The organism is Acrocarpospora pleiomorpha (assembly GCF_009687885.1).
GTDB lineage: Bacteria > Actinomycetota > Actinomycetes > Streptosporangiales > Streptosporangiaceae > Acrocarpospora > Acrocarpospora pleiomorpha.
Window position 1 is genome coordinate 42,700 of sequence record NZ_BLAF01000019.1, and the last position, 14,870, is coordinate 57,569.

11 protein-coding genes and 1 pseudogene are annotated in these 14,870 nt (G+C 68.6%); 8 read left to right on the top strand and 4 right to left on the bottom strand.

The window, feature by feature from the left end; translation table 11 throughout:
- The first annotated feature begins 19 nt into the window (after window positions 1–19).
- Genes Aple_RS54480 through Aple_RS18380 form a run of 5 tightly spaced genes read left to right on the top strand, consistent with a single transcriptional unit; the run spans window position 20 to window position 4,508 of the window.
- Complete coding sequence (locus Aple_RS54480; protein ID WP_246264578.1) at window positions 20–943, top strand: ATP-binding cassette domain-containing protein; 924 nt, start codon at window positions 20–22, stop codon at window positions 941–943.
- Window positions 876–1,505 carry an ATP-binding cassette domain-containing protein gene (locus tag Aple_RS54485; RefSeq protein ID WP_246264580.1) on the top strand — a complete coding sequence of 210 codons (630 nt, stop codon included), beginning with the start codon at window positions 876–878 and terminating at the stop codon, window positions 1,503–1,505. The genes Aple_RS54480 and Aple_RS54485 overlap by 68 nt, the downstream gene beginning before the upstream one ends.
- A gap of 5 nt (window positions 1,506–1,510) precedes the next feature.
- Window positions 1,511–2,515, top strand: a complete 1,005-nt coding sequence (locus Aple_RS18370; RefSeq protein WP_155345843.1) for an ABC transporter permease — start codon at window positions 1,511–1,513, stop codon at window positions 2,513–2,515.
- Window positions 2,512–3,573 carry a zinc-dependent alcohol dehydrogenase family protein gene (locus Aple_RS18375; protein WP_155345844.1) on the top strand — a complete coding sequence of 354 codons (1,062 nt, stop codon included), beginning with the start codon at window positions 2,512–2,514 and terminating at the stop codon, window positions 3,571–3,573. The genes Aple_RS18370 and Aple_RS18375 overlap by 4 nt, the downstream gene beginning before the upstream one ends.
- Window positions 3,573–4,508 (top strand): DUF4380 domain-containing protein, encoded by a 936-nt coding sequence (locus tag Aple_RS18380; protein ID WP_155345845.1) that lies wholly within the window; start codon window positions 3,573–3,575, stop codon window positions 4,506–4,508. Before Aple_RS18375 ends, Aple_RS18380 begins: the two co-directional genes overlap by 1 nt.
- A gap of 41 nt (window positions 4,509–4,549) precedes the next feature.
- Here Aple_RS18380 and Aple_RS18385 read toward each other — a convergent pair whose 3' ends face one another.
- Both Aple_RS18385 and rpsA read right to left on the bottom strand, forming a co-directional pair.
- Complete coding sequence (locus Aple_RS18385) at window positions 4,550–5,176, bottom strand: RES domain-containing protein (RefSeq protein ID WP_155345846.1); 627 nt, start codon at window positions 5,174–5,176, stop codon at window positions 4,550–4,552.
- A 416-nt stretch (window positions 5,177–5,592) separates the two neighbouring features.
- Window positions 5,593–6,960 (bottom strand): annotated as a pseudogene (gene rpsA, locus Aple_RS18390) (30S ribosomal protein S1); the annotation flags it as partial.
- Between the two features lie 295 nt (window positions 6,961–7,255).
- On the opposite strand from rpsA, the gene Aple_RS18395 reads away from it, so the two are divergent.
- Window positions 7,256–7,903, top strand: coding sequence for a DUF1264 domain-containing protein (locus tag Aple_RS18395; RefSeq protein ID WP_155345847.1), 648 nt, complete (start codon window positions 7,256–7,258; stop codon window positions 7,901–7,903).
- Between the two features lie 20 nt (window positions 7,904–7,923).
- Here Aple_RS18395 and Aple_RS18400 read toward each other — a convergent pair whose 3' ends face one another.
- Window positions 7,924–10,044, bottom strand: a complete 2,121-nt coding sequence (locus tag Aple_RS18400) for a hypothetical protein (RefSeq protein ID WP_155345848.1) — start codon at window positions 10,042–10,044, stop codon at window positions 7,924–7,926.
- Between the two features lie 206 nt (window positions 10,045–10,250).
- On the opposite strand from Aple_RS18400, the gene Aple_RS18405 reads away from it, so the two are divergent.
- On the top strand, window positions 10,251–12,362 hold the full coding sequence (locus tag Aple_RS18405) for an ATP-binding protein (RefSeq protein WP_155345849.1): 2,112 nt from the start codon (window positions 10,251–10,253) through the stop codon (window positions 12,360–12,362).
- Here Aple_RS18405 and Aple_RS18410 read toward each other — a convergent pair.
- Window positions 12,357–13,526, bottom strand: a complete 1,170-nt coding sequence (locus Aple_RS18410) for a toll/interleukin-1 receptor domain-containing protein (RefSeq protein WP_170321545.1) — start codon at window positions 13,524–13,526, stop codon at window positions 12,357–12,359. The two genes, Aple_RS18405 and Aple_RS18410, sit on opposite strands and share 6 nt — an antisense overlap.
- An 89-nt stretch (window positions 13,527–13,615) precedes the next feature.
- Between Aple_RS18410 and Aple_RS18415 the strand changes: the two genes are divergently transcribed.
- On the top strand, window positions 13,616–14,869 hold the full coding sequence (locus Aple_RS18415) for a CHAT domain-containing protein (protein WP_170321546.1): 1,254 nt from the start codon (window positions 13,616–13,618) through the stop codon (window positions 14,867–14,869).
- The last annotated feature ends 1 nt before the right edge of the window (window position 14,870 follow it).

Here is a 14,870-nt window from a genome sequence, read left to right on the forward strand (position 1 = left end):
ACCCCCAGGAAGGCTCCCCATGTCGAACGCCGACGTCGCCGCAGAGGTGCGCTCCGGCACCAAACGCTATCCCGGTGTCACCGCACTCGACGGCGTCGACTTCTCGGTACGACGCGGTGAGGTCCGCGCGCTGCTGGGCAAGAACGGCGCCGGCAAATCCACCCTGATCAAGATCCTCTCCGGAGCCGAGCGACTCGACTCCGGGGAGGCACTCATCGGGGGCACCTCGATCGAGGGGCTCGGCACCAGGGACGTCGCCGCCCTGGGGGTCGCGACCGTCTACCAGGAGCTCAGCCTCGTCCCCGAGATGAGCGTCGCGGAAAACCTGTTCCTTGGGACCTGGCCCCGCACTCGCGGCGCGCTGGACCTGCGCCGCATGCGCGCCGACGCGAAGGCGGCGATGGCGCGCATCGGCGTCGACATCGGCGTCGACAGCCCGGTCGGCTCCCTGGGCGCCGCCGGCCAGCAGCTGGTGGAGATCGCCCGCGCCATCGCCCAGCGGCCCGCGCTGCTCATCCTCGACGAGCCGACGAGCTCCCTCGCCGCCGACGAGGTCCGGCAGGTGATCGGCGTCGTACGGCACGTGGCGGAGCAGGGCGTCGCGGTCGTCTACGTCAGCCACCGGATGGACGAGATCAGGCAGGTGGCCGACACCGCCACGGTCGTCAGGGACGGCAGGATCGTCCAGACCCTGCCCGTGGGCTCGGCCTCCACCGAAGGGATCGTGACGATGATGCTCGGCACGGCGCCGGAGGCCGTGGCCGTGCGGGAGCGGCGCCCCAGCGCCGGTGTTGTCCGCGCGCGGCCTGCGCACCGGCAAGCTGAACGGCCTCGACATCGACATCCGCCCCGGCGAGATCCTCGGTATCGCCGGGGTGCTCGGCTCCGGCCGTACCGAGACACTGCACGCGCTGGCCGGCCTCGACCATCCGGAGGCCGGTGAGATACGCCTGCGCGGCCAGGCCGTCCCACTGGGAGCATTCGCCGCCATGCTTCGCCGCGGGCTGGGCATCACGCCGGAGAACCGGCGGCGGGACGGCATCGTGCCCCTGATGGGGGTCGACGAGAACATCGTCATGAGCGACCTGCGGCAGGTGAGCCGGTACGGCGTGCTGGATCGCGGCGCCCTGCGCCGCGCCGCCCGGGCCCTCATCGACCGCCTCGCGATCAAGACGGCGCGGCCCGGCACGCCGATCGGCACCCTCAGCGGAGGCAACCAGCAGAAGGCCGTCCTGGCCCGGTGGCTGCACGCGGGAAGCGACGTGCTGCTGCTCGACGAACCCACCCGCGGCGTCGACGTGGAGGCCAAACGCCAGATCTATGACCAGATGCGCCGGCTGACGGACGACGGGCGAGCGGTGGTCTTCGTCTCCAGTGAGGTGGAGGAACTGGCCGACGTCTGCGACCGCGTCGTCGTCCTGCGCGGCGGGCGCGCCGTCGCCGAGCTGAGCGGTGAACAGATCGAGCTCAATCGCGTCCTGGCCATCGCGATTGCGGAGGAATGAGAGATATGAGCACGACCAAGCCCACAGCCCCGCCCGTGGCCGAACGGCAGACCCGGGCGGGACGCAGCACGCAGCGGCTCAACGAGATCGGCCTCATCGGGGCCATCGTGGTGCTCTTCGTGATCCTCGCCGCCACCGCGCCGGGGTTCCTGTCCGTGACCAACCAGCTGGCCATGTTGCGCGACGCCGCGACGATCGGCGTGGTGGCGTGGGCCATGACCCTCGTCATCGTGGCCGGTGAGATCGACATCAGCATCGGCCCGGCGGTGGCGTTCTCCTCCGTCCTGCTGGCCAAAGCCGCCGGGGAGTGGCACGTCCCGTTCGCCCTCGCGGTCCTGCTGTGCCTCGCCGTGGGCCTGCTCCTCGGCGCCGGCGCCGGCTTCCTGCGGGCCAGGTGGGGCATCCCCTCGTTCGTGGCGACCCTCGGGTTGTGGAGTGGCCTGCGCGGGCTGGCGCAGTACATCACCGACGGCCTGCCGGTGCCGATGGAGTCCAACGGGTTCCTCGATCTGCTGGCCGGAAGCATCCTCGGGATCCCCACCCCGGCCATCATCATGGCGATCCTTTTCGGCGTGTTCCTCTTCGTGGCCAACCGTACGGCCTACGGCCGCTCGGTCTTCGCCGTCGGCGGCAACGCCGAAGCCGCCCGCCTCGCGGGAATCAACGTCTTCCGGATCCGGGTGCTCCTGTTCGCGACGACCGGCCTGCTCGCCGCGCTCAGCGGCCTGCTGCTGGCCGCGCGCCTGGGGTCCGGCAACGGCGGGGCGTCGGTCGGTCTGGAGTTCGACGTCATCGCCGCGGTGGTCATCGGCGGCACCTCCCTGGCCGGCGGCAAGGGATCGCTGCTCGGGACCCTCCTGGGCGTCGCCTTCATCACCATCATCGGCAACGGCCTCGTCCTGCTCGGGGTCAACGCCTTCTTCCAGGACGTGGTCCGCGGCGTCATCATCGTCGGCGCCGTTCTGATCAACGTGCTGCTGTCCCGGCGGAACGGAGTTCGTACCACATGAGCATGCGAGGCGTCTTCCTGCCCGGCGACTTCACCGCCGTCCTGCGCGAGGTGGAGGTGCCGATCCCCGGTCCCGGGCAATTGCTCGTACGGGTGGGCGCGTCCGGCATCTGCGGCAGCGACCTCTCCTACATCTATCGGGGCCACAAGACCCACGCCGGGCAGGAGGGGCCCGCCTACAAGGGGGTCGTCGCGGGGCACGAGCCCAGCGGCCAGGTCGTGGAGGCCGGCCCGGGCTGCCGCCGATTCGGCGTGGGCGACCGGGTCATCGTCTACCACATCGTGGGCTGCGGCCGGTGCGCCAACTGCCGCCGCGGATACATGATCAGCTGCACCGACCCGCGGCACCGGTCGGCGTACGGCTGGCAGCGCGACGGCGGCCACGCCGAATACGTCCTCGTCGAGGAGAGCACGGCGGTGCCGCTGCCCGATGAGCTGTCGTTCGTCGACGGCGCCCTCATCGCGTGCGGGTTCGGCACCGCCTACGAAGGGCTGCTGCGCACCGGGGTCAGCGGCCGCGACGACCTGCTCGTGGTCGGCCTCGGCCCGGTCGGGCTGGCCGCGGCCATGATCGCCCGAGGGCTGGGCACGGCGCGGGTGATCGGCGTGGAGCGCTCGCCCGAGCGCGTCGCGCACGCTCGTTCCCTGGAGTTGTTCGACGAGGTCCTGACCGCCGACGACGGCGTCGCCGAGGCGCTGGACGAGGTGACCGCGGGGCGCGGCTGCACCGTGACCATGGACTGCTCGGGCTCGGCGGCCGGCCGCGGCGTCGCGATCCGCGGCGCGGCGGAGTGGGGCCGGGTCTCGCTCGTGGGAGAGGGCGGCCGGCTGGAGACGGAGGTCTCCGACCTGCTGCTGCACCGCCAGTTGACCCTGTACGCCTCCTGGGTGACCTCCCTGCCGGCCATGGAGGAGCTCGCCTGCCGCCTGGTCCGGTGGGATCTCAGCCCGCAGCGGCTGGTGACCGACATCCTGCCGCTGGAGAAGGCCGACGAAGCCTACCGCCTGGCTGATTCGGGGCGGACCGGCAAGGTCTGCCTGGTCCCCTCGCCGAGCTGATGATCCAGCTCGTCAGTCCCTGGATACGCGCGGTCGTCCTGCCGGGTCTCGGCGGCCGCATGATCTCCCTGCACGCGGGCGGCAGGGAGTGGCTGTGGCGCAACCCCGAGCTGCTCGACGCGGCCTTCTCGCTCACCGATGCCGCCGCACGGCTCCCCGCCCCGACCGGTTTCAGCAGCTGGGCGAATTGGGGCGGGGACAAGACGTGGCCGGCCCCGCAGGGGTGGGCGTCGGACCAGGAGTGGGCGGGACCGCCCGACCCGGTCCTGGACGCCGGCGCCTACACCGTGCTGGAGCGGACCGAGCTGCGCGTCCGCATGCGCAGCGGCGACGACCCCCGCACCGGCCTGGCCATCACCCGCACCATCACCCTGGCGCGGGACGAGGCGACGATCGTGGTCGACAGCGAGCTGGAGAACGTCAGCGACCGGCCGGTGAGATGGGCGGCGTGGACGGTGACCCAGTTCGAGACGGAGTCGTTCCAGGCGCACGGCGACGACCGGTCCGGGGTGTGGATCGGGCTGACCGAGCGGCACCGGGCGCCGGTGACATTGTTCGCCCCCGACGGGGCGCCGGCCCTGGAGCGGGTCTCCCCGGGGCTGGGGCGGGTGCCGGTTCGCGACGTGGTCGGCAAGATCGGCGTCGGGGGCACTGCCGGCTGGCTGGCCGTCGTCGCCCCGGGCGGGATCACTTTGACCCAGAGATTCGACGTGCGGGAGGGAGCCGCATACCCCGACGGCGGATCCGAGATCGCCATCTGGATGCAGTATCCGACCGACGATGACCTTGACGGCCTGGACGGGCTGCGCCCCACCGCCCGGCTGGTCGAGGCCGAGACCATGTCACCATTGACCCGCCTGACCCCTGGAGAAGTGCTCCATCACCGCGTGACATGGTCGCTGACGGACACGCCGCCGTTCGGCCGCCGGGAGTGAGCCTTCCGGGCTCAGCCGCGCTGCTTAACAAATCAAGCCCTTCACCGCTCGCCGATCAAGCTCGAAGGGCCCAAATCTGAAACGCTTGAAGGGACGGCGTCCTTGTACGTTATTAACTTGTTCAAGGCGCGCGCCGCGTCGATGACTGCCTCATGTTCCAGGCCAAGTGATTCAACCTTGACCAGCCGTGGCGGCTCGTCACCCCAGTAGCCGACAATCCTCCATGATGGGCGATGGAAACTCCACCAGCGCACCCCGTCCCAGCACCGGCTACCGCTACCGTTGCGTTCCAGAAATATCCGAAGCGCCCAACTCTGGGTCGCTGAGCGATTTCGCTCCATCACTTGAGTCGGCCGAAGACCACGGCTCAGAAGGTTATGGGCGTCGTCAAGATCGAGCAATGACGAGTCGTCGGGAAGCGCGTACGTGGCTAGTGAACGTTGACTACCCGCCAGCTTCGGAAATGAGAACATTTCGTCCGACCAGGCCGACAGATTGCCAAACGCTTCGCCTATCGCGCCACTTTGTTCCAGCGCGAAATACCATACGGAATAATGGCCTTGATTATCCAGCCTTCCGGCGCCTTGATCTTTATGGAGATACAGTGCATGACCCTCTCCGCCAGGGTCGGCGTCGGCCAGCTGCGGAAATACGCGATATACTAACATCAGGAAAATGTCCCTGATATCTCGGCATCCAAGGCATTCAGTACGTCGTCTATTCCGCCTCGAAGCAGGACGTCCAGCGGCCGCCCACCCGCAAGAAAACTATTATGAGATTGCAGCCAGACGGGTATTATGCTGGGAGCCCACAATTCCGATGCCATCTCTATAGCAATGCGAATATCGCGGAGAATTTTCCTCGAGTAGGCATAATCGGAATGTTCCGAGCTCGACTCGAGGGCTCGTGCAGACATTAGTATGGTGACCGCCACTTCTGGACCGCCGACAGCCAAAGCGAGCGCGCGTGGAATATCCGCGACATCTAGCGGCGCAATATCCCAAGTCTCGGCGCCAGCGAAAGGCAACGTGTCCGCGTGATCGCCCTCTGAAGCATGGCGGGGCCCATCTGGCGCGTAGTCCTGGCCATTGCCGTAGGCTCGATCTTCTGTTCTGTGTGCCCTCTCAACCTGCGACCTGTGCGCCTCGAAGCGGGCCTGGGCCTCGGCATACTGCCGCTCCCACTCCTCGCGCTGCTTGTCGAAGCCCTCAAGCCACTCGCCGGTCTCGCCGTCGAAGCCCTCGGGGTAGATGTAGTTGCCCAGGTCGTCGTAGGTCGCCGCCATGCCGTACAGCGTGGGGTCGAACTCGACATCGACGCCCTCGTTGGCCTGCTTGAGCGACAGGCTGATGCGGCGACGGTCGAGGTCGATGTCGATGATCTTCACGAAGATCTCGTCGCCGACCTGGACGACCTCCTCAGGGCTTTCGACGCGGCGCTCGGCCAGCTCGGAGATGGGAACCAGGCCCTCGATGCCCTCCTCGACGCGGACGAACGCGCCGAACGGCACCAGCTTGGTGACCCGGCCGGGCACGACCTCCCCGATCTGGTGGGTACGGGCGAACTGCTGCCACGGGTCTTCCTGCGTCGCCTTAAGCGAGAGGGAGACGCGCTCGCGCTCCATGTCCACGTCGAGCACCTCGACGGTGACCTCCTGGCCGACCTCGACGACCTCGGACGGGTGGTCGACGTGCTTCCAGGACAGCTCGGAGACGTGGACCAGTCCGTCGACGCCGCCGAGGTCCACGAAGGCGCCGAAGTTGACGATCGAGGAGACGACGCCCTTGCGGACCTGACGCTTCTGCAGGGTGTTGAGGAAGGTCTGGCGCACCTCGGACTGGGTCTGCTCGAGCCAGGCGCGGCGGGACAGGACCACGTTGTTGCGGTTCTTGTCCAGCTCGATGATCTTGGCCTCGAGTTCGCGGCCCAGGTAGGGCTGCAGGTCGCGGACCCGCCGCATATCGACCAGGGAGGCGGGCAGGAAGCCGCGCAACCCGATGTCGAGGATGAGACCACCCTTGACGACCTCGATGACCGTGCCGACGACGATGCCGTCCTCGTCCTTGATCTTCTCGATCGTGCCCCAGGCGCGCTCGTACTGCGCGCGCTTCTTGGACAGGATCAGACGGCCTTCCTTGTCCTCCTTCTGGAGAACCAAGGCCTCGACGTGCTCACCCAACTCGACGACCTCGGCCGGGTCGACATCACGCTTGATCGAAAGCTCGGAGGAGGGGATGACGCCCTCGGTCTTGTAGCCGATGTCGAGCAAGACCTCGTCTCGATCGACCTTGACGACGGTGCCTTCAACGAGGTCTCCGTCGTTGAAGTACTTGATGGTCTCATCGATCGCGGCGAGGAAGGCCTCCTCGGAACCGATGTCGCCAACCGCCACCAGCGGGGTGCTCGAAGTGGTCTCGGCGGCGCTGGACGACCCTCCGCCACTCTTGCCCACGCAGTCCCTCCATCGCTCGCCTGGTGACTATGACTGTACGCACTGTTTCCATTCCGTGGAAGGCGGAGAAGCCTCCGGCATCATGCATCTGTATTCACCCAGCAAACTGGACATAATTCCTACTAATTGGAGCGCCTGGCTGGGCCGTGAACCCACCAAGAAATACGTCGGAGTCATCTGCGTGCTCATCGCCCTCTTCTGGCTGCTGTTCGATTGACCAGGGTCAGATGCGCCGGCCGGGGTAGGAACAGCGGACCGGCGAGAGCCGGGGCACGTTCTCGAGGGGGAATACCAGATGAACCGTCAAGAGGCCGGCAAGGTCATGGGCCCGATCAGTAACCACGACCTTTTCTTCTGCGGCTTCCACGTTGCCAAGAACAACCCCGAGGTCCAGGTGACCACCATGCACTACTGCGGGATGCGGGGCGAAGGCGACCACGGAATGCACCAGTGCCTCCTGTACGACTCGGCAGGCCCAGGGGCGAAGCTGCTCGGCGTCGAGTACATCGTGTCCGACGAGCTTTTCCGATCCCTCCCGGACGAGGAGAAGAAGTACTGGCACCCGCACACCTACGAGGTGCTGGGCGGCGGACTGGTCGCCCCGGCCATGACCCCCCAGGAAGAGCTGGACTTCATGACAAACCTGCTCACCACCTGGGGCAAGACGTGGCACACCTGGCCCGACCCGACCACCCCGGTGCCCCTGGGCGAGCCGCTGCTGATGTGGTCCCTGACCGGCGACGGCCAGTCGAACCCGGAACTGATCGCCGAGCGGGACAGGCAGTTCGGGGTGTCCACGACGAAAGTACAGGCGGAACGGGTCGAGGCCATCGGATACGAGGTGCCCCAGGTGCCACCCCCGAAGTCCCTCGCAACCATCGGCCGGCAATGGACGGCCACGGGCGAGGACAGCCCGACACCCCGGAAGAAGTCCTCACAATAGAAATGTCGTGAAGCTACCCGTCAGTGCTGCCGCAACGACGGCGTCACGACGGCATTGACACCATCGAGCGCGGCCCGGACCCGGTCCAGACCTTCAGCGAGTTCGGGTGCGGTGTGGTGCAGTGCCGCCGGGCCACTTCGCAGGTCGAGTCGCTGCGTCCACAGAACGGCGCGTCCTTGCTCAAGATGCGCGAGAGCGGTCGCCGGATCCGCCGTGGCGAGCAGTGCCGCTGCCGCGTCCCTACTCACCGTGGCCTGGCGCATCAGCTCGTTCTCTTGGTCGAGCCTCCGCAGGCCCCGCCAGGAGACCACCGGAAGCAGGGCGACGGCATGACCGTACCCTTCTGCCGCCAGGTGCCACAGACGCTGTTCGGCGGCGAGTTCTGCCCATTGGCGGGCACACGCCAGGCGGAACACGGAAGGGGAGGTGGCGGCGACGGTGCCGGACTGCCACGAACGGATCGCCGCGGCGCGTTCGGCGTCGGTTCCCCGGTGCTCGAAAGCCTCCCGCCAGGCGGAGCCGAGGTTCAACGCGATGCCGGCGAGCAGGGGATGCTCCGCGGGGCAGGCCGCGACGGCCGCGCTGGAGGCTTCGATCGCGGCGGTGAGATCGTCGGCCGCGCCGGCGTGCTGGAAGCGCTTGAGCAGGAGCAGGCCCAAGGTGCTGAGGCTGCCGACGAGGTTGGAGTTGCGGGCGTCGTCCCGCGTCGCCTCCGTGAGCGCCGCGATGCCTTCGGTGAGGAGGTCGACGGCGGCGCCCGTGCCGGGATTCTGTCGCTGTTCGGCCTCGAACCGGCTCAGCAGCGCCGTACCAAGGTTATTGAGGCGATTTGCCCGTTCCGCATGTCCGGTCGGGGATAGTTTCACCGCGCTCCTGGCGCTGTCCACCGCCCCTTCGAGGTCGGCCCGGTCGTCGTCCAGATCACCGCGGATGCGCAGGATGTTGCTCACGTTGGCGAACAGCAGGGCCCGGTGTTCAGGGGTGTGCGGGCCCGCGCCGGCGAGAGCCGACTGCGCGGCCGCGACCGCGTCGTCCAGGTCGTCACGAGCCCTGAGCAGCTCATAGCGGTCGTGCAGGGCAGCGGACAGGTTCGACCACCGGACCGACGCGGCCGGTTCGCCCGGGGCGGTGGCGTCGAGAGCGTTCCGGCACGCGGTGACGGCGGCTTCGATGTCACCGCGGAGGTTGTTCCAGGTGGCGCGCACGGCCAGCGCGCTGCCCAGATTCGTCTGGCACTGGGCATAGAAAACGTCACCCGGAGCGACGGAGGCAGCCGCGCGAGCGCACAGATCGACGGCGCTGTCGATGTCCTCCTGGTGGCCGGACATCACGAAACGCTCCTTCAACGCGATCCCCAGTTTGCCGGCCACCACAACCTCAAGTGGGTGGCCGTCCCGTGCGGCGACCACGGCGGCACGGTAGGCCGCCAGCGCCTGCCGCAGGTCGCGCGGGTCACTGTCGCGTTCGAACCGGGCGAGAAAGGAGTCGGCCAGGTTGGCCAGGCACCCGGCCTGCTCGAACGCGCCCTCGGGGCAGACCGAGACGGACCGCTCACCCGCGGCCAGCGCGCTTCGCAGGTCGTCGCCGACGCCGTACCTTTCGGCCCGCAGCCGGTAGGCCAGGCCGAGGTTGGACAGCCGCCCCGCGAGCTCGTCGCCGGCCGGCTCGGCGCGCACCGCCTCCTCCAGCACGTCGACGGCCTGGTCAAGCAGGCTCCGGTCCGCGGAAAGCTGAGCCCGCTGGAGAAGTTCACTGCCGAGCAGCGCCAGACCATCGTCGGCTCGCGCACCGAGCGCCGCGAACACATCGTCAGACACCAGTTCCGGTACGGCCCGCCAAACCTCTGTCAGCAGGGAAAGCGCCGGCGATCGTTCGTCATCACCCGCCCCCGACAGGAAGCGGATCACCCGCATTATGGCGATGGCGTGCACCACCTCCACCGGTGTCTCCCCGGACGAGGTCGCCGTCACGCGCAGCAAACGATCCGCGATACGCAGCGCGGTCTCGTCCAGCACGGCGCCGGCGTCACCACCGGAACCCGCCTCGATCCGGTGCCATAACTCGCCGAGCAGCTCGCCCGCCTCATCGGAGCCAGCGTCCGGAGCGGTGACGAGCCTTTCCGGCTCCGATTCGCCCGACATCGCCATCTCGCATACCACCTGTCCTGACCGTTATTCCTATAACCCTCGTGTCGAGGTGCGCAAGCCGGTGTGACAGAAACCATCGGCATTGCCGCAGAATTCGGTGCCCTGGTCCGGGCACCGACGACATGATTTCATAAATGGTGATCTATATTCCCTTTTCCCGACGTGGTGATTTGTGCGCGGCTGCATAAGGAGAGGCCATTGTGGAAGACATCACGAACGTCGTCTCCTCGTCGGTCGGGGTCGTGGTCCAATCCGGCGCTATCTATGGCGACCTGCACCTGACCGGCGCCCCACCGATCCAGCATGTCGTGGCGCGTCAACTGCCTCCCTCGACACGTCACTTCGTGGAACGCGAGGCCGAGATCGCTTTCCTCACCGGCTTGGTGGACGATCGACGACCGGGCACCGCGACCATCTGCGCCCTCGACGGCGCCCCGGGCATCGGCAAGACCGCGCTGATGGTGCACTGGGGCCACCGGGTCAAGGATCGATTTCCCGACGGCCAGATCTATGTCGATCTTCACGGCTTCGACCGCCGCAGGCCACCGGTGGATCCGGCCGACGCCGCGCACATGGTTCTGGTGGCCCTGCAAGGCCCCGCGAGCGCCGTCCCGGCGGAGCTGGACGCCCGATCGGCCCTGCTGCGTAGCCTGCTGGCCGGCCGCAGGATCCTGCTGCTCATCGACAACGCCCGCGACAGCGCGCAGGTCCTGCCGCTACTGCCGGGATCCGCTGAGTGCTTCACCCTGGTCACCAGCCGGGACAGGCTCGACGGACTGGTCATCCGGCACGGCGCGCACCAGCGCCGCCTGCCCCTCCTGACGGCCGCGGAGTCCCGCCGGCTGATCGCCGGCTACGTCGGACCGGACCGGGCTGATGACCGCGCCTCGATGGACGGCCTGGTACGGCGTTGCGCTGGACTGCCGATGGCCCTGAGCATCGTCGCCGCCAAGGCGGCCGTGGAGCCCACCCGGCCCTTGCGATCCCTGTTGCGGGATCTTGACGCCGCGAACGCGGCGCTGGACGCGCTGCGCCTGGCGGATGCGAGCGAAGCCGACGTCCGGGTGGCCGTGTCCCTGTCCTACAACGCGCTGCCCGCGAAGACGGCCTGGATGTTCCGTACGCTCGCGCGGCATCCGGGACCTGACCTCGACGTGCGGGCCGCGGCCGCGCTCACCGGACTCTCCCTCGAAGCGGCCAGAAACGGGCTCGAGGATCTCGTGCGCCGCAACCTGCTGGCGCCGACCGGAGGCGGGCGGTTCGCCTTTCACGACCTCATCCGGGAATACGGCCTGGAAAAGGCCCGGCGGGACCGGCACACCATCGCGCTCGGCAGCCTGCTCAACCACTACCTCCACCTGGCTCATCGGGCCGACCGTCTGATCAACTCCCATCGACGGGACATCCCCGTTCCGCCCTGCGCACGCCCAGAGCTGGTGCCCCCGCTCCACGATGGCGACGATGCCATGGGCGTGTTCGCGGCCGAGTATGACAACTTCCTCGCCGCGACCAGACTCGCCCAGCGTGAGAATTGGCGTGGCTACGCCTGGCAGCTGCCCTGGACGTTGTCCAACTACGCCTATCTGACGGCACGATGGTCGGATTGGGCCGAAACCCATGAGGCGGCCGTCCGGGCCGCGCGACAGGCCGGTGAGACCGTCGTCGAGGCACGGCTGCGCCAGTCACTCGGGCGTGCCTACAACGAGATGGGCGCATACGACGACGCCTGCCGCGAGTACAACGCCGCGCTTCGCCTGCATGGAGATGAGAAGAGCCAGGCCAACGCGCTGAACGGACTGGGCGGGGTCTACGTGCGACTCGGCCGGCACGCGCGGACGGCCGAGTGCGCCGCACGCGCCCTGGCTCTATACGAGCACGTCGGCGACCGAGCCGGCCAGGCGAGCACGCTGAATCTGCTGGGGCGCGCGGCGCTGGGCGCGGGGGCTCCGGACCGGGCGGTCGACCATCATCGCCGCGCGCTGCGGCTGTTCGACGCGCTCGGTGACGACTACGGCCGTGCCCACAGCGGCAGCGCGCTGGCCACCGCGCTGGCCGGGCTCGGCCGGCTGGAGGAGGCGGTGGAACACTTCAGCGCCGCTTTTCGCCTGCACCGCGCGGTCGGCAACCGATACTACGAGGCGGAGGCGTGCGAACGATTGGCCGGCGCGCTGCTGCTGTCGCGGCGGGTCACCGAAGCGCGGACCCACCTGCGCCACGCGGCGAAGCTGCTGGAGGACATCGGGGACCGCCGCGCCGCCGTGGTCAGGGAGCGGCTGAACGCTCTGGGCCACCCGTCCCCGGACGGCTCATGACGTGTCGGCCTGACGGAGCAGGACGCGCAGCAACTTGCGCGCGCCCTGCTCGGTCATGTCCGTAACCGGGTAGTAGTCGGCGAGGCCCGGCAGGAAGCTCAGCGGGATCTCCTCGTGAGAGCGCCCGGGCAGGACGACGGGCAGGATCTTTTCCGTCCACTCGTCCGGGAATCGGTGGAGCAGGTCGGCCAGGCGCGCGTATTCGAACCGCACGCCCAGACGAACCCCCTCGGGCAGGGACCCGTCCCCCGCCTCACGATAGGCGGGTGAGGCGACAACGATCACGTAGTGGGCTCGCTGGATCTGCGTATTGATCCAACGGTCCCAGTTCCGTCGCTTGTCCAGGCCCTGCTGGTCGTAGTGGACGTCCAGCCCTTGGTCCAGCAGCAGCGTACAAAGATCGCGGACGGCGTCTTTGTGGGCGCGCGACTCCTGCGCGTAGGAGACGAAGACCCGGGGTCCGCGACCTCGGGATCCGGCGTCCTTGGCTGGGGACGTCCCGGTGGCTCGATGCCGTGAGCGCAGGGGGACGTCGAAGGCGTCACGGCGGCCGGTGGGGCGCAGCTGGAGATCGGGAGGGGTTCGCACGTAGTAGGTGCCTTCCGCCGTCACCGGCAGTGTGTCGTGCTGTGCCGGTACGAGCAGCGCGAACACGCCGGTGTGCGTGCCCGGAGGCACCTTGCCGGTGTGCCGCCAGCGAACCAGTTCACCGCCGACGCCGAAACATTCGATGTCCGGCGAGATCGCGGGCAGAGCGATGGCGGCCGCCGGCGAGCCGGCCGGCCATCCGTGGCCGTCTCCGTCGCGACGGGCGAATTGCAGTTCCCCGGTGAGGGTCCACGAACTGGCGGCGGCGGGGGCGGTCACCGCGCGCGGCATGGCGTCGACCACGGTGACCTCCTCGAGCATGAACTCGAACTGCACCTCGGCCCACAGCGGAGGCGGGACATCGGGCGCGATGTCGAATTCGTAGTTGACCCGCACCAGGTAGGCGTCTTGCCGGTCGAAGCCGGCGGCAAGCGGTGCCAGGCGGTGAACCTGCCACTTGCGTAGCTTGATCAAGCCCAGGGCGATCTTGTTGGGCGCCGACTCCACCGACTTGCTGGCGGGCGTCAGATAGAGCGGGATGTCGCCGATGAGATCCTGATCAGACTGCAGGTCCATGGGATTCTCCCGCTGACGACGGCCGCCGGTGCCGTCGTACAGTACGTTATCGAGGTTGGAACGGAAACCGGAACGGGCGGACCTGACGAGTGACCGCTGATACGGGAAACCGCCATACGCGAGAAGCCGACCGGCGGATAGCGCTGGCCAGGGAATGGGACGGCCTGGTCGAGCGCGTGCGGCAGCTCGACGAGTTCCGTGATTTCCTGCGCCCGCCATCACCGGGCTCTCTGCTAAGCGCGGCCAGGCACGGGCCAGTGGTCGTCGTCAACGTGAGCCGATGGCGGTGCGACGCGCTCGTCGTCAGGCCGGACGGCGTTCGCGTGGTCGAACTGCCTGGCCTCACCGCCGACGAAGTGTCCCGGCGCACATTCCACTACCTGCGAGTTCTCCAGGCCGAGGGGCAGTTCGACCCCACGCTGCCGTTCACGGCGGCCCTCGAAGCGCGGGCGCGTGCCCTTCGTGAGCGTGACGACGTCCTGCGCTCCACGATGGAGTGGCTGTGGGACAGCGTGGCCGGCCCTGTCCTGACGGCTCTCCGGCTTTCTCCCGTCGCCCCTGGCCAAGTGCCGCCCCGCCTGTGGTGGTGCCCGACCGGTCTGCTGACCCTGCTACCGCTGCACGGCGCCGGCTACCACGCAGCCGCCGACGGCCGCGCGGTTCTCGATCATGTCGTCTCCTCCTACACTCCGACACTGCGGGCGCTCGGCGAGGCACTCCGACCGTCCCCGTCCGAGACGGCTCCCGGGCCTGACCGGCTGCTGTTCGTGGGCGTGCCCGACGTGCCCGACCAGCTGCAACTGGTCGAAGACGTGGCGCGCGAACACCACTTCCTCAACGAGCGGTTCCCCGGCGGCCTGACCGTCGTCGAGGGCCGGAACGCCACCATGGGGTCCGTCCAGCAGGCCATGGCCGAGCACCGCTGGGTCCACCTGAGCTGCCACGGCTACCAGGACATCACCGACCCGTCCATGGCCGGCCTGGAACTGTCTGACGGGACGCTGACCGTCCTGCGGCTCAGCGCGAACCGTTACGCGGGCGACTTCGCCTTCCTTTCGGCGTGCCGTACCGCGACCGGCGGCCTGCACGTCCCGGACGAGGCGATCACGCTGGCCGCCGCGCTGAGCTACACCGGTTACCGGCACGTGGTGGCGACGTTGTGGGCGGTCGACCCGGCCGTGGCGGCGGAGGTGACCGCCGCGGTCTACCCGGCCCTGATCTCCCCACCAGGCGTCTTCGACCCGGAGAGCGCCGCGATCGCCCTGCACAAGGCGGTACGTGACCTGCGCGACAGCGGCCGGCCGCTGGACCACTGGCTTCCTTTCACCCACACCGGACCGTGAG